21 protein-coding genes are annotated in these 19,096 nt (G+C 60.6%); 1 reads left to right on the forward strand and 20 read right to left on the reverse strand.

What is annotated here, in order from left to right:
- Positions 1-77: 77 nt before the first annotated feature.
- Positions 78-1,016, forward strand: coding sequence for a Na/Pi cotransporter family protein (locus tag CVV65_RS09860; RefSeq protein WP_100667979.1), 939 nt, complete (start codon positions 78-80; stop codon positions 1,014-1,016).
- Here the strand turns inward: CVV65_RS09860 and CVV65_RS09865 are convergent.
- From CVV65_RS09865 to prmA, 20 genes are all read right to left on the reverse strand, one after another.
- Entirely contained in the window at positions 1,010-1,444 is a 435-nt protein-coding gene (locus CVV65_RS09865) for an NUDIX hydrolase (protein WP_100667980.1), read from the reverse strand. The genes CVV65_RS09860 and CVV65_RS09865 overlap by 7 nt on opposite strands.
- Positions 1,445-1,552: 108 nt before the next feature.
- Positions 1,553-2,971: a tRNA (N(6)-L-threonylcarbamoyladenosine(37)-C(2))-methylthiotransferase MtaB gene (mtaB, locus tag CVV65_RS09870; protein WP_100669386.1), complete on the reverse strand. Its 1,419-nt coding sequence runs from the start codon at positions 2,969-2,971 to the stop codon at positions 1,553-1,555.
- A gap of 5 nt (positions 2,972-2,976) precedes the next feature.
- Entirely contained in the window at positions 2,977-3,720 is a 744-nt protein-coding gene (locus CVV65_RS09875) for a 16S rRNA (uracil(1498)-N(3))-methyltransferase (RefSeq protein ID WP_157935465.1), read from the reverse strand.
- A gap of 314 nt (positions 3,721-4,034) precedes the next feature.
- Positions 4,035-4,805: an IclR family transcriptional regulator gene (locus CVV65_RS09880; protein ID WP_100667982.1), complete on the reverse strand. Its 771-nt coding sequence runs from the start codon at positions 4,803-4,805 to the stop codon at positions 4,035-4,037.
- A 26-nt stretch (positions 4,806-4,831) separates the two neighbouring features.
- The gene (locus CVV65_RS09885) at positions 4,832-5,986 is read right to left on the reverse strand and encodes an acyl-CoA dehydrogenase family protein (RefSeq protein WP_100667983.1); all 1,155 of its coding nucleotides are present in this window, start codon (positions 5,984-5,986) and stop codon (positions 4,832-4,834) included.
- A gap of 145 nt (positions 5,987-6,131) precedes the next feature.
- A complete protein-coding gene (locus CVV65_RS09890) occupies positions 6,132-7,019 on the reverse strand; it encodes a 3-hydroxyacyl-CoA dehydrogenase family protein (protein ID WP_100667984.1) in 888 nt (295 codons plus the stop codon).
- 28 nt (positions 7,020-7,047) lie between these two features.
- Positions 7,048-8,250, reverse strand: a complete 1,203-nt coding sequence (gene pcaF / locus CVV65_RS09895) for a 3-oxoadipyl-CoA thiolase (protein ID WP_100667985.1) — start codon at positions 8,248-8,250, stop codon at positions 7,048-7,050.
- A gap of 166 nt (positions 8,251-8,416) precedes the next feature.
- A complete protein-coding gene (locus tag CVV65_RS09900; protein ID WP_232796581.1) occupies positions 8,417-8,809 on the reverse strand; it encodes a thioesterase family protein in 393 nt (130 codons plus the stop codon).
- 71 nt (positions 8,810-8,880) lie between these two features.
- Positions 8,881-10,359: an aldehyde dehydrogenase family protein gene (locus CVV65_RS09905; RefSeq protein ID WP_100667987.1), complete on the reverse strand. Its 1,479-nt coding sequence runs from the start codon at positions 10,357-10,359 to the stop codon at positions 8,881-8,883.
- Between the two features lie 76 nt (positions 10,360-10,435).
- A complete protein-coding gene (locus tag CVV65_RS09910) occupies positions 10,436-10,903 on the reverse strand; it encodes a PaaI family thioesterase (protein ID WP_100667988.1) in 468 nt (155 codons plus the stop codon).
- A 30-nt stretch (positions 10,904-10,933) separates the two neighbouring features.
- On the reverse strand, positions 10,934-11,722 hold the full coding sequence (locus tag CVV65_RS09915) for an enoyl-CoA hydratase/isomerase family protein (protein ID WP_100667989.1): 789 nt from the start codon (positions 11,720-11,722) through the stop codon (positions 10,934-10,936).
- Positions 11,719-12,027, reverse strand: a complete 309-nt coding sequence (locus tag CVV65_RS09920) for an EthD family reductase (protein WP_100669388.1) — start codon at positions 12,025-12,027, stop codon at positions 11,719-11,721. Before CVV65_RS09920 ends, CVV65_RS09915 begins: the two co-directional genes overlap by 4 nt.
- A 30-nt stretch (positions 12,028-12,057) precedes the next feature.
- On the reverse strand, positions 12,058-13,383 hold the full coding sequence (locus tag CVV65_RS09925) for a phenylacetate--CoA ligase family protein (protein WP_100667990.1): 1,326 nt from the start codon (positions 13,381-13,383) through the stop codon (positions 12,058-12,060).
- 144 nt (positions 13,384-13,527) lie between these two features.
- Positions 13,528-14,106, reverse strand: a complete 579-nt coding sequence (locus CVV65_RS09930; protein ID WP_100667991.1) for a TetR/AcrR family transcriptional regulator — start codon at positions 14,104-14,106, stop codon at positions 13,528-13,530.
- A 203-nt stretch (positions 14,107-14,309) separates the two neighbouring features.
- Positions 14,310-14,774 (reverse strand): 1,2-phenylacetyl-CoA epoxidase subunit PaaD, encoded by a 465-nt coding sequence (gene paaD, locus CVV65_RS09935; RefSeq protein ID WP_100667992.1) that lies wholly within the window; start codon positions 14,772-14,774, stop codon positions 14,310-14,312.
- 64 nt (positions 14,775-14,838) lie between these two features.
- Positions 14,839-15,633, reverse strand: coding sequence for a 1,2-phenylacetyl-CoA epoxidase subunit PaaC (gene paaC, locus CVV65_RS09940; protein WP_100667993.1), 795 nt, complete (start codon positions 15,631-15,633; stop codon positions 14,839-14,841).
- A 12-nt stretch (positions 15,634-15,645) separates the two neighbouring features.
- Complete coding sequence (locus CVV65_RS09945; RefSeq protein ID WP_100667994.1) at positions 15,646-15,984, reverse strand: phenylacetic acid degradation protein; 339 nt, start codon at positions 15,982-15,984, stop codon at positions 15,646-15,648.
- A 22-nt stretch (positions 15,985-16,006) separates the two neighbouring features.
- Positions 16,007-16,927 (reverse strand): 1,2-phenylacetyl-CoA epoxidase subunit PaaA, encoded by a 921-nt coding sequence (gene paaA, locus CVV65_RS09950; RefSeq protein ID WP_232059840.1) that lies wholly within the window; start codon positions 16,925-16,927, stop codon positions 16,007-16,009.
- A gap of 182 nt (positions 16,928-17,109) precedes the next feature.
- A complete protein-coding gene (locus tag CVV65_RS09955) occupies positions 17,110-17,946 on the reverse strand; it encodes an alpha/beta fold hydrolase (protein WP_157935466.1) in 837 nt (278 codons plus the stop codon).
- Positions 17,947-17,986: 40 nt separating this feature from the next.
- Positions 17,987-19,024, reverse strand: coding sequence for a 50S ribosomal protein L11 methyltransferase (gene prmA, locus CVV65_RS09960; RefSeq protein ID WP_157935467.1), 1,038 nt, complete (start codon positions 19,022-19,024; stop codon positions 17,987-17,989).
- Between the last annotated feature and the right edge of the window lie 72 nt (positions 19,025-19,096).

Here is a 19,096-nt window from a genome sequence, read left to right on the forward strand (position 1 = left end):
TTGCAATCTCCCGCCGGTTCACGCTTGGCCACATCCTGCATATACATGTCCCATCACGATGTCCAGGAGGACAATCTATGTATGCCTGGTTTGGACTTTTCGCGGGTTTAGTGGGATTTCTCGGCGGGATGTGGACACTGCGCCACGGCCTTGAGCCCCTTGCCGCCAGCCACCTGCCCGCCCTGCTCAATCGACTGGTAAAAACGCCTTTTCGCGGGCTCATCACCGGCACTGTCGTCACGGCCGTCCTCCAAAGTTCCGGAGCGGTCACCGTGATCACCATCGGATTGGTGGCGGCCGGGACCCTGGCCTTTCCGGACAGTATCGGGATCATCCTGGGCGCCAATATCGGCACTTGTGTGACGACCCAGATCATCGCCCTCCAACTGGATGCGCTGGTGCTCCCCTGCCTGGTGGCCGGCGTCTTCCTGGCTCTGACCTCCCGGCGGCTTTGGCACCACATCGGCATCACCCTCATCGGGTTTGGGATGATTTTCATGGCCCTCAAACTCATGAGCCTGTCTTTGCAGCCCATTGGCCGATCCGACTGGTTTCGCCGACTGCTCTTGGAATCGTCGAACAACCCCTGGTTGGCCGTCCTCAGCGGCACCGTGCTCACCGCCTTGGTTCAGAGCAGCAGCGCCACCACCGCCCTCACCATCGCCCTAGCCAGCCAGGGGCTTGTGGATCTTCCCGGCGCCGTGGGCATCGTCATCGGCAACAACGTGGGATCCTGCATCACCTCGGTGCTGGCCTCCATCGGCGCCCCCACGGCGGCAAAACGAGTGGCGGCCGCTCACGTCCTGTTAAACGTTTTGGGAGCAGCCGCCTTTATGCCCATTCTTCCATATTTTACGGCTTTCATCCAACACACCGGCGGCACGCCGGCTCTGCAGGTGGCCAACGCCCACACTTTCTTTAACATCATCAGTTCCATCGCGGTCCTGCCCGTGGCCCGGCCGTACGCCGACCTGATCGAATGGCTGATTCCCGATCGAAAAACCCCCGGTCATTGAGAAGCTCCTCGGGCGTTGTCCAGGCTTCGAAGCGCCGCTTCAAAAATCGGGGTATTGTTGGGGTAGCCCTTCTCCCGCTGCAACCGCAGGGCCTCTTGGGCCTCCACCCACCGGGCCCCGGCGATCTCCTCCTGCTGGGGGCGAATCACCTCGGACCGCGCCTTCACGAGGTAGTAGTGCACCTCTTTTTCCCCCGATTGTCCGTCCGGCCGAGTGTAAGGATATCTCACCGTGCCGATGGCTCCCAGGATTTCGCCCTGGACCCCGGTTTCTTCTTCGATCTCCCGCAGAGCCGTTTGCTCCAGGGTTTCCCCCGGATCTTGATGACCCTTGGGAAGCGAGACATGGCCAAATCGGTCATCGATGATCAAAATCTCCCACGCCCCGCCCTTTTGCCGCACCACCACGCCTCCCGCCGCCATCTCCATCTTTGCGCACCCCTTCCTGCGAATCCCGGCTCTCGCCATCAGCCTTCCGGCCTCAGGCCCGCCGGACGGTTCGATACCTCCCCGAAGCCCCCGACAGACCAAACCCCATTAACCTTCCAGGGCGATGGGAAAAATACCTCCGGTTGTCTCACCCCGCCGGTCAGCCCGGACAAGTTCCTGATCCTCCTGCGGGGCGAAACTGATCTGCCGGACCACGGAGCCGAAGGACCGCTCGGCCCCGGGATCTTCCAGGCGCACCTCCACCAGTTGGCCCACCATCGACGGGTCGGCCGCAAAAACCATCTCCAGATAATTGTCCGCATGGCCGGTAAAAAGCATTTTCCCATCCTCCGCCCGCCGGTCGTCAAACGAACTCTCCACCACCACTGGCAGAACCCTGCCCACAAACCGCGAGGCATAAGCCAGGGTCAGCTCTTTCGACAGACGCACCAACTGCCGGACCCGTTCTTCTTTCACCTCGGCGGGGACTGGATTCGGATAGCGCGCCGCCGCGGTGCCGCGCCGGGGTGAATACGGGAACACGTGAAGCTGGCTAAACTTTAGTTCTTCAATCAAACGCCGGGTGTTGTCAAATTGTTCCTCCGCCTCCCCCGGGAATCCCACAATAACATCGGTGGTCACCGCCACCTCCGGGAGCACCTCCCGAATCCGGTGAATCTTCTCGGCGTACTCGGCCACTGTATATTTGCGCCGCATCCGACGAAGGACCTCGTCATCGCCGGACTGAAGGGGAATGTGAAGATGACGGCAAATCTGCTTGGAACCCTCAAGCACGTTGAGCATACGTTCGTCAACCTGGCTCGCTTCAATAGAACTGATGCGGATTCGAACGGAATCCTCCAACTCGCGCTCCAGGTCCACCAGAAGATCCGTCAGGGTGTAGCCCTCCAAATCCGCCCCGTAACCCCCGGTGTGAATACCGGTGAGGACGATCTCCCGGTACCCCGCTTCGGCCAGGCGCCGGGCTTGGTGGAGGACATTCTCCGGCTTTCGGCTCCGGATGAATCCCCGGGAAAATGGAATGAGGCAGAAGGAGCAGAAGTTGTTGCACCCATCTTGAATCTTTAAGGTCGCCCGGGCTCGGTCGGCAAAATCTGGAACGTCGAGTTCTTCAAAATCCCGGACCCGACGAACGTTGGAAACCACCTGGTAGGGCCGGCGCTCCTCCCGCACCCTCTCCACCCATTCGACGATCCGCCCCCGTCCGTCATTGCCCATCACCAAATCCACTCCGGGGATGGCCGCCACTTCCCCCGGCGCCACCTGGGCATAACATCCGGTCACGACGATAGTGGCTTCCGGACTTCTTCGGATAGCCCGGCGAATGATCTGGCGGGACTTTCGGTCTCCGACGTTGGTCACCGAACAGGTGTTGATCACATACACGTCCGCTTCATCTTCGAAGGGGACCTCGGTATATCCGGCATTGCGAAACAGGTGCCGGATCGCTTCGGTGTCGTAGGCATTCACTTTGCATCCCAGTGTGTGAAAAGCGACCCGGTTCACCGCCTTCACCTCCCCCACTCACCATAATGGTACAAAATCGCCGCGGCGGCGGCGATCCCCGCCGTCTCGGTGCGTAGAATCCTGGGCCCGAGATGCACGGGCTCCACCCCCAGGGAGGCCGCTTCTTCAACCTCCCCGGGGTCCCAGCCGCCCTCGGGCCCCACCGCAAACGCGATCCGGCCCACCCCCGGCTGTCCGGCCAAGGCTGTCGCCAGGGGGCGTCCCCGCCGGCTCTCATCGAGGAGAAGAGCCACGTCCGCCTGGGAAGCCAATTGCCATGCCTCAGCGGCAGATACTGGCTGCACAATCTCCGGTATGCGGGAACGCTTGGCCTGCTCGGCCGCTTCTTTGGCAATGCGCCGCCACCGCTGGAGCCGCCGAATTTGCTGTTCCGTTTGGTACCGAACCACAGACCGGGCCGCGGCCACCGGAATCACCCGGGCCACGCCCAGCTCAGTCGCCTTCTGTACGATAAGATCCATTTTATCATGTTTGGGAAGCCCTTGCAGAAGCACGAGTTCCATCCGAGCTTCCCCATCTTCTTCCAGGGGGTTTTCCAGGCTCAGGTGGACTTCCCCGGCCCCGACCAACTCGATGACAGCCGTCCACACGGTGCCCGAACCGTCCCCCACCTCCACCCGGTCTCCCGGAACCATGCGCATCACCCGGGCAATGTGGTGCGCGTCTTCGCCCCGGAGAACGGCCGTATCGCCAACAAAACAAGAAGGCGGTACGAGATATCGCTGCACCCGCCTCACTCCTTATCCTATGAGCAATTCGACCCGTGCCTGGGATCTCCGCGTTCTCAGCCGATGGCCGTCACCCCTCGGCAGGTCCCGCACACCTCTTATCCTCACTCGCCCGGCCGCGGTGCCCGCCGCAAAAGGGCCAGTGGGGTGTCGCTCGTCAGCCGGCGGAATTCGGGAGTGGCCGTGCGCGCCAACCACTGCCCGCAGATCTCGCCCGCCGCTTGGATGTGACCACACCAGCGGGACGAGCCGACTGTACTCCCTTATAACATATCATACTGAGCCCATAGAGAAAGGGGATTTTCGGAACCTGGTCAACTTCCGGCGGTGCCGGGTTCCATCTCTGGAGCGGATCCACCGATCTCTCGGGTCAACCGCTGGGTGTGCTCTACGAGCACATGGGCACAATCGGTCATCCGCTCCGTCGTCAATTCCTGTGCGATCCCCAGACACGCCACCGCCAACAGCACCTGACCGCCGGAATCGAACACCGGTGCCGCAACGCCGTTGATGCCCTTCACCTGTTCTTCCCGGCTCACGGCGAACCCTTTGCGTCGAATGTCGGCCAGCTCATCGAGAAACTCCGGGCTGTACCGGGCCGCCGCCACATCCTTCAGATCATCGTCATCCATGTAGGCGCAAAAACATTTTCCAAAAGACCCTCGGTCAATGGGGAACTGCTGACCCAAGGAGACGGTCACGTGGACCTCACCGTGACTGTCCGCCTTCGCCACATAGGTCAGGCGATTGCGCCGCAATCGCTGGGCCGCCACCGTGGTGAGGCCCGTCTCCTCCGCAATCCTGGAGACGGTGTCCCGGGCCAGCTGCAGATAATCCAAGGCCTCCTCCGCCCGGGCCCCGAGGACCACAAGCGCCGGCCCCAAACTGTACGTGTGCCGTTTTTGATCGTACCAGACCAGCCCGTGCATGGAAAGGGTCCGCAGCAGTCGTAAACAGGTCGTTTTCGGGATGCCGAGAGTGTCACAAATCTCTCCGAAAGTTTTGTGCCGGTGCTGGACCCGGCTGAGCAGTTGCAAAATCTTCGCCGCCTGATCCACCGACGGGATGATGTATTTTTCGTCCACATCTACCGCTCCTCGTCTCCCCCACCTCATGTCCCGCCGTATTCGCGCTTCAACTGCGCCGCAATGATGTTTCGCTGGATCTCCGACGTCCCCTCATAGATGCGGGTAATCCGGGCATCCCGGTAAAACCGTTCCACCGGCATCTCCCGCATGTATCCCATCCCGCCAAAAATTTGCACGGCCCGGTCGGCGATGCGGTTGTAGACCTCCGAAGCGTACAGCTTGACAATGGCCGACTCTTTGATCGTTTTCTCCCCCCGGTCCACCATGGCGGTCACCCGGTACAACAAGCTTTTCAGGGTTTCCACCTCCACGGCCATGTCGGCGAGCATATGGGCCACCGCCTGATTTTCGATAATCGGTTTGCCGAACTGTACCCGCTGTAGGGCATGTTCGGTGGACAACGCCAGCAGTTTCTCACAGGATCCTAGACACCTCGCCCCGAGAGACGCCCGGCCGTTCGTGAGGATTTTCAAAGCATTGACATACCCTTCCCCTTCCTCGCCCAGCCGATTCTCCACCGGTACCTCGCAATCCTCAAAAAACAGTTGGCAGGTGTGGGAACCCCGCAGACCCATTTTGCGGTCCGCAGGCCCTTTGCGAAATCCGGCAAAATCCGCCTCGACCAAGAAGGATGTGATCCCGCGGATCCCTTTAGAAGGATCTGTCACCGCCATGACCGTCACCACGTCCGCTTCAGGTCCGTTGGTGATAAAATGTTTCATGCCATTCAGAATGTAGCGGTCTCCCTTGCGGACGGCCACGGTTCGCAAATTCGCAGCGTTGGAACCCGCTTCGGGTTCCGAGAGGGCGAAAGCCCCGATTTTATCCCCGGCCGCCATGGCCGGCAAAAATCGCCGGCGTTGCTCCTCATTGCCAAGTTCGATAATGCCGACGCTGCCGATCCCCGTGTGAGCCCCGATGAGGCTGGTAAACCCGTTATGGGTCTTGCCCAATTCCTCGAGGATCGCGCATTTTTCGGTCATGTTCAGACCAAGGCCGCCGTAATCCTCGGGAATGGACAACCCAAAAAGGCCCAACTGCTTGGCTTGCTGCACCAACTCTTCCGGGATGCGGTCCTCCTCCTCGATGACGGCCGCCGCCGGTTCCACGACCTCGTTGACAAACCCCCGAACCACTTGCCTGAATTGCTCGATCTCCTTTGACAACTGCACATCCACTGCGGCACCCCCTGCTCGTTTCCTTCTCTCGGGACCTTGAACCGTCGATTCGCCATCACCGGTCCCGCCGGGTACGGGTTCCCCGCCCTGGGCCCGGCACGACCTGGCCCGACATCCTCGCCGCGCCGAGATGTTCGCGGCGAGGTCACCGCCCGGACGCCGACCCGGGAATCCGGCGCCCTTCCTCATCGTACTCGTAAACCCCCCGGCCGACCTTTTTTCCCAACCGGCCGGCCCGGACATACTGGACCAGTAGGGGACACGGGCGGAATTTTTCCCCCAAGGTTTGGTGGAGGTATTCCAATACATGAAGGCGCGTGTCCCATCCCACCAGGTCGCCCAGTTCAAAGGGCCCCATGGGAAAATGCAGTCCCAACTTGATGGCCTTGTCGATCTCCTCCGCCGAACTGACGCCTTCCATCAACATGTAGAAGGCCTCGTTGCCAATCATCGCACTGATCCGGCTGGTGGCGAATCCCGGGCGCTCGTTCACCCGGATCGTCTCCTTGCCCAGGCTGCGGCCGACACCCTCGGTCTGCTCCACCGCCCACTCGGCCGACTCCAGCCCCCGCACCACCTCCACCAGTTCCATGCGATGAACGGGGTTAAAGAAATGCATGCCCACCACCCGTTCCGGCATCGCCGCCGCGGCGGCGATCTCGGTAATGCTTTTGGCCGACGTGTTGGTCGCCAAAACCACATCCGGCGCACAGACTCCGTCCAGTTCCCGAAACACACTGTGTTTCACGGCCAGGTCTTCGGTCACCGCCTCGATGACAAAATCGCATTCTGACAGTTCCCCGAGGGACCGGGCCGTGCGCAGTCGCCCGAGCACATCGCCGGGCTCATCCCGGAGGAAGCCTTTCTCCTTTTGCCGTTTCACCAAAGCCGCAATCTGTTCCAGCGCTTTTTCCAGGGCTTCCGGCCGGGCGTCGTACATCCAGGTCTCAAACCCCGATACCGCCGCCTGATAGGCGATGCCTTGTCCCATCACCCCGGTGCCCACGACACCGATACGTTTCACTTCCCGCACGTTGCCAGTCTCCTTTCTAGCGTTTCGATCAACCTTCGATCCGTTCCACGATGGTGGCGATGCCCTGTCCTACCCCGATGCACATGGTCACCAGGCCGTACCGGGCTTTTCGGCGATTCATCTCGTATAACAAGGTGGTGAGAAGCCGGGCCCCGGTGCTGCCAAGGGGATGGCCGATGGCGATCGACCCGCCGTTGACATTGAGCTTCTCCCGGGGGATGTTCAATTCCCGCATACAGGCCACCGCCTGGGCGGCGAAAGCTTCGTTCAACTCTATGAGGTCGATGTCCTCGATCGTGAGTCCGGCCCGCTTCAAGGCTTTGCGCACGGCTGGAATCGGCCCGATGCCCATCACCGCGGGGTCCACCCCGGCCACCGCGGAGGTCACGATCCGGGCCATGGGGGCGAGTCCCAACTCCCGGGCCTTCTCCGGTGCCGCCAGGAGCAGGGCAGCCGCACCGTCGTTGATTCCAGAAGAATTCCCCGCCGTCACAGTACCCCTTTCTTTAAAGGCCGGCTTCAGCTTTCCGAGTGTTTCCAGGGTCGTGTCCGGGCGGGGATGCTCATCCTGTTCCACCCATACGATGCCCTTCTTCGTCTCGACCGGAACGGGGACCATCTCTTCTTTAAAACGCCCCTCCCGGATCGCCGCCGCCGCCCGCTGCTGACTTTCTAGGGCGAAACGGTCCTGGTCTTCCCGGGAAACCCCGTAGCGCTCGGCGACATTCTCCGCCGTCTCCCCCATGGAATAGGGGGGATACATGGCCGCGAGTTTCGGGTTAATGAAACGCCACCCGATGGTGGTATCATAAACGGTGCGATCGCCCCGGGGGAACGCTTTATCCGGCTTGCCCATCACCAGCGGAGCCCGGGACATGCTCTCCACCCCGCCGGCAATCATGAGATCCCCTTCGCCGACCCGGATCGCCCGCCCCGCCTGATTCACAGCCTCCAGGCCCGAGCCGCACAAGCGGTTCACCGTCGCGCCGGCCACGCTGACCGGCAGGCCGGCCAACAGCAGCGCCATCCGGGCCACATTCCGGTTATCTTCGCCAGCCTGGTTGGCGTTACCCATGATCACATCTTCGATCTCTTCCGCCGGCACCCCCGTGCGCTCCACCAACCCCCGGATGGCCACCGCCGCCAGGTCGTCCGGCCGCACGGACGAAAGAGCACCGCCGTACCGTCCCACCGGCGTCCTTACTGCCCCCACAATCCACGCTTCTCGCATGCTCCCACCTCAGAGTTTCATATTTAGATATCTAGTTTCTAATGTGAAATTATAAAAACAGTGCTCCAGATATGTCAAGAGGGTCGGTTGCCAATGTTCACACGCTCCCTGACTTCAGTAAAAAGCGGGGAGCCCCACTCGCGCCCCCCGCCTTTTTCGGCCACCTTCACTCCATTCTGGCAATACGATCCAGGATCTTCTGTCGGGGCAGAATCGCCTGGTGAAACATTCCTTCTCCAACGATGCCCTTGTCGTGCTCGGCCCACACCCGGCACACGACCCGCCTGGGCGTCACCTCCACGGCCTCCGCCGTAAAAGTCACCTCTTTCCCCACCGGGGCGGGGGCGCGGTGTTCCACACTGATTGCCGCTCCCACTCCCTCCTCCCCTTCTTCGAGAAAGGGAAGGATGACCCGCCTGCCCACCCACTCCATGTAGTAGATCATGGAAACGGTGGACAATGTGGAATGGACTTGCACTCCGCCAAAGGCCGGACACATGTCGGGAGCCACCACAATGGACATCGTCTCCCTGTGGCCCACTTTCAAGCCTGGCTTCACGGCCTCAACCCCTTCCTGCACATCCCCGGCTCCGCCCGTTGTTCCACCGGCAAATCCAAGCGGACCGCGACTCAGACCCCAAAGGGATTGAGGGGCTTCTCTCCGACATAAGCGAGCACACTTTTCGTCTCGGTGTACAACTCCAGGGACTCCGCCGCCAGCTCCCGGCCGAATCCCGATTGCTTGTACCCGCCGAAAGGAAGTCCCGGAAATGCCGAGAACGGGTTGTTGATGAGCACCACTCCGGCTTTGAGCCTGCCGGCCACCCGATGGGCCCTGGCAAAATCCCGGGTCCACAGAGAGGCGGCGAGGCCGTATCGGGTATCGTTGGCGAGGCGAACGGCTTCCGCCTCGTCCCTGAACTTGGTGGCCACCAAAACCGGCCCAAAAATCTCTTCCTGGGCCACCCGGGTTCTGTTGTCCACATCTGCGAGCAAAGTCGGGAGATACCAGTGGCCTTTTGAAAACTCCTGGCCCTCCGGCCGGCGGCCTCCCAGCGCCACCCGGGCACCTTCCTGAACTCCCAGCTTGACGTAGGAATCGATCACTTTCTCCTGATTTTCCGAGATGATGGCCCCGATGTGGGTGTTCGGATCCAGGGGATCGCCGATCTTCAGTTTGCTCGCCTTCTGCACAAACCGATCCAGGAATTCCTCATAGATCGATTCGTGGACGAACAGCCGCGACCGGGCCTCGCAGGACTGCCCGGTATTGTAATAAATCCCAAACAAAGAGCCGTCCACCGCCGCATCCAGATCCGCGTCCTCAAAGATCACATTCGGGGACTTGCCGCCAAGCTCCAAGGTCACCCGCTTCAGCGTCTCCGACGCCCGGGCCATGATGTCTTTCCCCGTCCCCGTCTCCCCAGTGAAGGCAACCTTGTCCACCCCGGGGTGCTCCACCAGATAGGCCCCAACATCCGATCCGCTCCCCACCACGATGTTGACGACACCCTCGGGCACCCCTGCCTCCTGGCAGATATCCCCTAGGATCAAGGCGGTTATCGGCGTCAGGCTGGCGGGCTTGAGAACCACGGTGCACCCTGCGGCCAGGGCCGGGGCCAATTTCCATGCGGCCATCATGAGAGGATAATTCCAGGGCACGATCTGGGCGCACACCCCCACCGGCTCTTTCACCGTATAGTGGAAAAATCCCCGAGGTACAGGTTTCGTTCGCCCATCCAGCATCATCGCCGCCGCGGCATACAACTCAAAATCCTCAATGGCTTGCATGACCTGGCCCTTGGCCGCGGACAAGGTCTTGCCGCTGTTCAGGACCTCGATCCGGCACAACTCGTCAAACCGTTCGCGCATAATCCCGGCGATCCGGTTCAGCACCTGGGCTCGCCGGGCCGCCGTCCATTTGGACCATTTTCCTTCCTCCAGCGCCCGCCGCGCCGTTTTCACGGCCCGATCCACGTCCTCCCGGGTCCCCTTGGCCACTTTGGCCAGCACCTCGCCGGTGGCCGGGTTATAGGTGTCCATCCACTCGCCGGTCGATCCTTCCACGTGCTGTCCGTCGATGAGCATCAAGTACTGTTCCTTCAACATCTAGCCCTCTCCCCTTCTCCTTACGATGTTCAGCGGCACGCACTCTGCACGCGGTCGCCGACCCTCCCCGGTCCGATCAACGGACCCCCGGGTGGCCGCCGTCCCCCACGCCCCCTGGCTCGGACGGCGACTCTTCCACCAATGGCCGATTCCGGCGATGCACCACGCCGAGACATTTCGCCACCAATACCCCTTCGGCCGTCGTCACCGTCATCTCGTAATAACCCGCCCGACGGGTGAGGTGATTCTCCCGGGCTTCGGCCACCAGCGTGTCCCCCAGCTCGGCTGCGCGGTAAAATTGCATCGAAACGCTGGTCGCTACGGCCAGTTGATTATAACTGTTGCTCGCCGCGGCAAAGGCGGCGTCCGCCAGACTGAACAAGAACCCACCGTGGGGTGCCCCGGCAAAATTAAATACCTCCGGCCGCACTTCTGCCCGCACCCGGGCGAACCCCGGCCCGACTTCATCCAAATGAAAACCGAGCCATGAGGAAAAAGGATCGCTCCGAAACCGCGCTTCCAATTCCTTTGAAACCCCTGACATCCAAAGCCCCCTTCCCAACAGCGCTCCCGACTACCGCCCGTAAAATTCCGGCCGGCGCTTCTCAAAAAAGGCCTGCATGCCCTCCCGATGGTCCTCGGTTCGCCCGGACTCCGACTGAAGCCGGGCCTCCAGAGCCAGCGTCTCTTCCAAAGACGCGCTCAGGCCGCGATACAAAGCGCGCTTTGTGCGAGCCACCGCCAGGGGGGGCATCGCCGCCAGCCGCTCCGCCAAAGTCAAGGCTTCCTCCTCCAGCCGTTCGGGGGGGACCACCCGATTGATCAACCCCAATCGCTCGGCCTCGGCGGCGGAAATTCGGTCTCCCAAAAGCGCGAGCTCCATCGCCTTCTTCAGCCCGGCCAGGCGGGGCAAAAACCAACAGCTGCCGGTATCCGGCACGAGCCCGATGTGAATGAACGCCTCCACAAAACTCGCTTTTTCGGAGGCGATGGCCAAATCGCAGGCGAAGGCGAGACTGGCCCCCGCCCCCGCCGCCGCCCCCTGCACCATCGCCACCACCGGTTTATCCATCCTCACAATCACCTGGACAATGGGGTTATACCCTTCCCGCAAAAGATCTCCATAATCGAGACCTGCCTGGCTGCGAATGGTCTCCAGATCCTGGCCGGCGCAAAAAGCCCTCCCCTTGGCCCCGAGCAGAACCGCCCGAATCTCGGGATCCCGCTCCGCCCGCTTCAAGGCATCCAGCAGCTCCCGGCGCATTTGCGGATTGAAGGCATTCAGCTGCTCCGGCCGATTGAGAACAATCCGGGCCACCCGGCCCTCCCGGGCATATTCCACCGTCTCATACGCCGGGTTCACCCCTCCTTCACCTCGCCGATCACCATGGTGACAATCTTCCCGGCAAAGCCCATCAGATCTTTGGCGGCCGCTTTCCCTTCGGGAGAGGCCATAGCCGCGTCCAAGGTCTGGCGGTCGGTGAAATACATCTCCGCCATCAGATACCATTCCGACGCTCCGCCCATGGGATCGCCGACGATTCGCGTGACTTCGAGTTTCTTAAGCCCCGGCATCTTCTCCGCCAAAGGCGTGTGGACTTCTCCATAATGCCGGTCGAAAGCGTCCCGATCCTCGGGTTGACGGTACAATGCGATAAGTTTCACCAAATCCATCGCCTCCTGATTCATCGGAACATTTTATCCATATAACTTCCGCCGATCCACCACCCGAACGGCCTTTCCTTCGCTGCGGGGCAGAGTGCCGGGCTCTTTGAGGTCGACCCGAGTCGTGATGCCCACCGTCTGTTTCAACAGGTGGCTGACCCGCCGAGCGAGGTTGACCAGAGACTCATGGTCCGGGTCGAACCTGCCCCCTAGATCCTGAAGCAGGCTCGGCTGAATCTCCACTTCCACGGTGAGCTCATCGAGCGTTCCTTCCCGGTCCACGACGATTCGGTAATGGGGAGACAATTCGTCGACGCTGAGCACCGCCGTTTCCAACTCAGAGGGGAAGACATTCACCCCGCGGACGATCAGCATGTCGTCTAGGCGCCCCTTGATTCGGGACATCCGGATATGGGTGCGCCCACACCGGCAGGGCTCCGGGTTTAAACTGGCGATGTCTCCCGTCCGGTAACGGAGCAGTGGAATGGCCTCTTTCGTCAAGGTTGTGAACACCAATTCCCCAGTCTCCCCGTAGGTCAAGGGTTCATGGGTCACAGGATCGATGACCTCCACCAGAAAATGATCCTCCGCCACGTGCAGACCGTCTTGGGCCTCGTAACACTCGATCCCCACCCCTGGACCCATCACTTCGGACAGCCCATAAATGTCCAGCGCTTTTATACCAAAATAATCCTGCAGCATCTGCCGCATCTCTTCAGACCAAGGCTCGGCTCCAAAAATGCCGTACTCGAGACTGGTTTTTCGGGGATCTTTCCCCATGGCGATCATGGTTTCGGCAATATTCAGTACATACGACGGCGTTCCGCAAATCCCCCTGGGCTGGAGGTCCTCGATCAGGCTGATCTGGCGCGGCGTGTTGCCGCCGGAAACGGGAACCACCGCCATTCCGGCCCGCTCCGCCCCGTAATGCAACCCGAGACCTCCGGTGAACAATCCGTAGCCAAAAGCCACGTGAAACGTATCCCCAGGTCTTCCGCCCGCTGTAATGATCGCCCGGGCCATGCATTCCGACCAGTTTGTGATATCATTCTGGGTGTACCCCACTACCGTCGGCTTTCCCTTGGTACCCGACGATGCGTGGATCCGGGACAACTCCTTTCGGTCTGCCGCGAACAGACCAAAGGGATAGTGCTCCCGCAAATCGGTTTTTTTGGTGAAGGGCAGTTTCACCACGTCCTCGACCCGGCGAATATCACCGGGCCGAATCCCGCGCTCGTCCAACAGCCGGCGGTAGAAGGGTACCCGGTGGTACACGCGTTCTACTGTCTTGGCGAGGCGTTCTCCTTGAAGGGCCCGTAGCCGGCTGCGATCCATCGTCTCCAGTTCAGGCTGAAACATAGGCATCCCCTTTTCCATGCGAACTTGTGGTACAAGTTTCCGAATGCGGCACAAAGTCCGCCGCTTGCCTGATCCAATGTCACAAACCTTCGCGCCTCCACCTCACCTCCCCATCAGAATGTGGGATGCCCGGGTCAAAGAACGTTAGCTCAACTGGTTCAGCCCCTCCAGGAGAATTCTCGCGAACTGATCGGCAATCTCATCGGGACCCAAAGGACCTTCGGGGTCATACCATTGATACACCCAGTTCGCCACAGATAGAATCACAAGTTGGGCGAACTTCGGATGAACAGGTCGAAAAACCCCCGCCTGGATTCCTTCTTCTAACAGAGCGCCCCACAGCGCTTCGTACCGACGCCGCTTTTCGAGAATGATCTGTCTCCGTTCGTCGCTGAGCGCCCGCCAGTCGTGAAGAAAGACTTTCGCCGCATGCAGGTGTTCTCCCACCACCCGGATGTGCGCCGCGAGTCCCCGGCGCAGCTTTTCTTCGGGATTCCCAGGCGACGCGATAATCGGCTCCAGGGCCCCGAGAAAATTGTCCGCACCCTGGTTAACGATCTCAAAGAGCAGGTCCTCTTTGGAATCGATGTGGGCGTACAGGCTCCCGGAAAGGATGCCGCTGGCCTCGGCGATATCCCGAATCGTCGTCCCGTGATACCCTTTTTCACTGAACAAACGCTCGGACACCGCCAGAATCTGTTCCTTGCGCCCCCTTCGCGCCACGGCCTTCGCCTCCTTTCCACAGCTCCGATGCCAAGAAAGATTGTCAGATTGGCGTCACGAACAATTAACAATCGCTTGCTTGTTTTCATGATAATATAACGCAATTCGCGGTGTCAATCGCCCGGCTGGGTTCAGCGGCAACCGTCCATCCTCGCCCAATAAGAAAGGCCCCTGTCCGGGGCCAGGTCCATGGATCGCTGCCTTCATACAGGTTTGAACCCTTCGAAAGGCTGCCGACACCGGGTACAGTAATAGATCGCCCGGCAAGCCGTGGGTCCAAACAAGTTTTCCACTTCCGTTTCCGGAGCCCCGCAGAAGGGACAGGGCGGTTTCTCCCACCACTCGGCCATGGGAGGGGCAATGCCAAATGACGCCAAATGTTCCCGCCCCTCAGGGGTGATCCGCTCGGTTGTCCACGGCTCGTCAAGCACGTAGTCCACCTTCACCGGGATTCCGGTGGCGGACTGCACCTTATTCTCCACATCCCGGCGAATGATATCCAGGGCGGGGCATCCCACAAAGGTGGGCATCAGGCGTACCCGGACCTCATCCTCGCCCGCCTCCACGCTGTACACCATTCCCAGTTCGACGATACTGAGGGTCGGGATTTCTGGATCCTTGACCTCGTTCAGGGCCTGGCGCACCAAAAGCTCTTTTTCCTGAATCACAGCTTCTCACCCCTTTACCCCCTCAACTTTCTGCCCTTCACAATCTCGGGGAGCGGATCGTCTTTCACCAAGTCGCCGCCGGATCCATCCGGTACACTTCGCCCATCGCGTCAAGGAGCTGCTCCAGAGCCTGGGTGTGGCTCCCCTCCCGACCACTCTTCTCCGGCCGTCCAGGCGTTCCCGGCCAGGCCAGGGTCGCCGCTTCTATCACCGGTCGCACCCTCTCCTCCCAGCGGCGATAAAGGACGGCGGGGTCCACCGGGAGAATTTCATGGACAACGAGCAACTTTTCACCGGAGCCGAAGGTAAACAGATCCCCCAGTTCCGGCCACAGGGCTTGGACCCCCCGCTCCAAGCGCTCCTTCGCTTCACCGCCCGCCCGGCCCAAACGCCGGAACCACGTCTCCATGTGAAGCCCGTGGTACCGCTCTTCCCGGATGATCTTCGCGGCCCCTTGGGCCAGGGGTACGTAGCCGGAGTCCTTCAAGGCCTCCAGGCGCACCGTTTCCCAGACGTCATAGAGATAATGCCTGGCAATGGTTTCGGCCCAATCGCCGTTTTCTCTCTCCACCATCAGCGCGTTCTTGCGCTCCCCCGCGCTGCGCCCAAAAGCCAAATCGTCCGCCCGGCCCTCCCCCAGGGCCTCCAGCAAATCATAATAAAAGGTGGCGTGACCGACCTCGTCCTGGGCGATAGAACTGAAAGCCACATCCTCCTCCAGTTCCGGCGCCATGCCCAGCCACTCCGAATCCCGATGGCCCAGCACCAGATCATCGTCTGCCAATTGATACAAAAAATCTGTCAACACCCGGCGGTATTCCTCATTCCCGCGCGCCGTGGCGGCATCCTCCACTCTCATCCCCAACCCTCCTCAGTCTCGAATCAAATCCTCCAGCTCAATGGCCCGTTGTTTGAACGATTTCCACAACTTCGCGTTCTCGGGATACCCGCTGGCTTCCCGATAAGAATGATCCATTTCCTTGGCGAAAAAGTCCGCATCTTCATAAGAGGTGGCAAACACCTGGCCCCGGGGCACGACCCAGAGATTCACCGCGTCGTCCCGGCGGAGAAAATTCTCCCGGGCCACCTGAAGGGCCATTTCTCCCGAGGAAGACACCACACTCCCCACGTGCACGTGGTGCTCCAGGTGATCGTACTGAACAAAGACTTCATAAACCTCGTAATCCCCGGCTGAACCGTTCAACTGCATCTGCTCTCCCCCCTCTGCACCGTCAGACCACGGCCAAATCTTTCTCTTTTTCCCGGGTCCGGCTCATCGCTTCCCGCACCCAGCGCTGGCCTTCATGAGCCTGTTTCCGCAACGCCAACCGCTCTTGGGACTTGGGCCCGGCGTTGTGTTTCACGATGTGGTAAAACTTTTCCCAATCGGGCTGGGTGTAGCTCCAGACCTTTTTCTCTTCGTCATAGCGAAGGGCCGGATCTGGAATCTCCAGTCCAAGTGCCCGAATCCGCGGTACATACCTGGTCAAAAACTTCTGCCGCAACTGTTCGTTGGTCTTCGTGCGGATGCGATAATCCATCATCTTCTGAGCCGCCGAAGACATCAGCGGAGGCCCGAAGAAGAACATGAGAGATTCCCACCATCGGTTGAGGGCATCCTGGAGCATGTCTTTCTGGGTCGGAGTTCCGTTCGCCAAAGCCAGGCAAATCGACTCCCCGTGCTGCATGTGAAAACTCTCTTCCGCCGCAATGCGCTTCAGAACCCGGGCATACGGCCCGTAGGACGACCCCAGCAAAGAGACTTGGGTGATAATCGCTGATCCGTCCACCAGCCATCCGATCAGCCCAGCATCCGCCCAGGTTCTGGCCTCCATATGGAAGACATTATGAAACTTGACCTTGTCGACAAACAGATCCTCAATCATGTCATCCCGGACTTTCCCCAAGGGAGCTGCGATATCCTCCGCCACCCTTAGCAGTAATTGCCCGTGGCCGACTTCATCCTGAACCTTGGCCATAATCGCCAACTTGCGCCGCAAGGTCGGGGCCTTGGGAACCCACTCCTTCTCCGGGTATGCCCCCATCACCTCGCTGATCCCGTGCATGTGGATCTGCTTGAGCACCAAGTGCCGATACTCATCCGGCATCCAGTCCGTGGCTTCAATCCGCTCGCCGCGGTTGATGCGTTCCATAAATTGCTGCATCTTCGCTTCTTCGCTCACCGTCGCCGCCTCCTTGATCTCCGCACTGTTTAAGCAAGCGCTTGCTTGTTTTCAATATAGCGCATCTTCTTGGCCGTGTCAATACCGCAAACGGCCTGAGAAATAAGGCGGTCACCGGCCCCATTTAAGCGAGCCGGGCAACCGCCCTGGCTTCAAATCGATCGGACAAATTCCCGTAACTCCTCGTTAAATCGTCCGGGATTTTCCCAGAAGGGACTGTGTCCGGCGCCAGGATAGATCCGGAGTCGGGCCTTGGGGATCATGCCCGCGTGCCGCTCCGCCGCCGCCGGGAGCACGACCCGGTCTTCACTCCCGTGCACGATCAACACCGGGTTTTGAATGGTTGGTAAAAGATCATCATTGGACAGCTTCCTCTTCATCATCCCTTCCCGGACATGAGGCGGAACCGCCCCGTTAAAGCCGAGAAAGAGATAGAATTCTTCTTCGGACAGTAACCCCTTCATGGTGAGATGGATCAATTGCTCCATAGCGGACTGGCTTTCGGTTACCACGTTTGAAAAGGAAGGCCGAACCAGGGCCACAAACTCATCTCCCAAATCCGCAAAAGACTCTTTAACCCCAGTCCGGGTCACGGCGCCGACGAAAACCAGGCCACCGATCGCCTCCTGGCCGTAATGCCGCACATAATCACAGAGCACAAGTCCGCTGTACGACCATCCTACAAGAACCGGCTGGGCCAGCTCCAAATCCCGGAGAACCCCGGCCACATCCTCCGCCCAAAGCCGGGAATCTCCGTATACCCCCTGAGGCTTGTCGGATCTCCCGTGGCCCCGGAGATCCACCGCGATCAGGCGGAATTCTTCCGCCAGATCGGACTCGGTCTGTTTGAGCCAGACCAAGTGATTCTGGGAATAACCGTGGAAAAACACGATGGGTCGACCCGCGGGATTTCCGCTTTCCTCCACATAGAGCCAAAGTCCGCCCCCGCCCTCCACCCGCCGTTCCGTCACACGCCTGCGCACCATCATGACAAGTCCCCCTTTGCTTATCATCCCTCCATTTTCGCCTTCACCGGAAAAGTTCACCCGACAAGGCACACCATGCTCCGTCCCGGCGGATCTCTCGAACCGAAAGCCCCGCAGCCTCCATCGCCTGGGCCAACCGATCCTCTTGTTCCACGAGAATCCCGGAGGCGAGAAACCGCCCCTTGGGTGTCAAGCACCTGTGGACATCGGGCAGCAATCGCTCTACAAGGTCAGCCAAAAGGTTCGCCACGATCAGGTCCCCGCGCTCCTTGATGCCGTCCAGTAGGTCTCCCCGCCGCACTTCTACCCGATCCGCCACACCGGCCACCTCTACATTGTGCCAGGCCGCTTCCACCGCCAGGGGATCCAGATCCACAGCCAGAACCCGCCCGGCACCGAGAGCCGCCGCCGAGACCGAGAGAATACCAGACCCGCACCCCACGTCCAACACCCGACACCCCGGGGTGACCTCGTCCAAGAGCCATCCTAGACACAGACGGGTTGTTTCGTGGGTGCCGGTGCCAAAGGCCATGCCGGGATCGATTCGGACCACCACTTCCCCGAGCTCCGGCATATAAGTCTCCCACGCCGGACAGACAGTCAGGACTCTCTCCCTGCCCCTTACCGTCACCGGACGATAATACTGCTTCCACGCATCCGCCCAGTCTGCCTCCCGCACGGTGCGGACGGCGATGTCACCCTTACCGGGATCGAGACCCCACGTGGGGAGCAAGTCCAACCAATTTTTGAGGAGAGCGGAGATATGCTGCCATCGATGCGGTTCCCCGGGCCAATACCCCGTGACCACCGCCTCACCGGGCCCCACCGCCGGGGTGGCGACCTCCGCCCACCTGGGAGCCCCGGGACTCTCCGAGGCTACATCCTTGTTGCCCATCCCTGGTTTTCCTGCCGTTCCTTCTGGCTCGTAGATCTCGCCGAATTTAGGCACAAAATCAGGGCCCAAGGGGTCGGCCTCCTCGACGGCCACCCCCTGCGCCCCGAGATCCCGCATCTTCGCCGTCGCCGCCTCGACGGCCTCTTTCGTCGTGCGCAACTCCACCACGGTCCACAGATCATTCACCGGTTCCATCCCCGCTTCCGCAACCTACCATTTCCTTTGCTTACTCGGGCGTTAACCCGCCCCGGCCACTCG

This window comes from Kyrpidia spormannii, from assembly GCF_002804065.1.
Lineage (GTDB): Bacteria > Bacillota > Bacilli > Kyrpidiales > Kyrpidiaceae > Kyrpidia > Kyrpidia spormannii.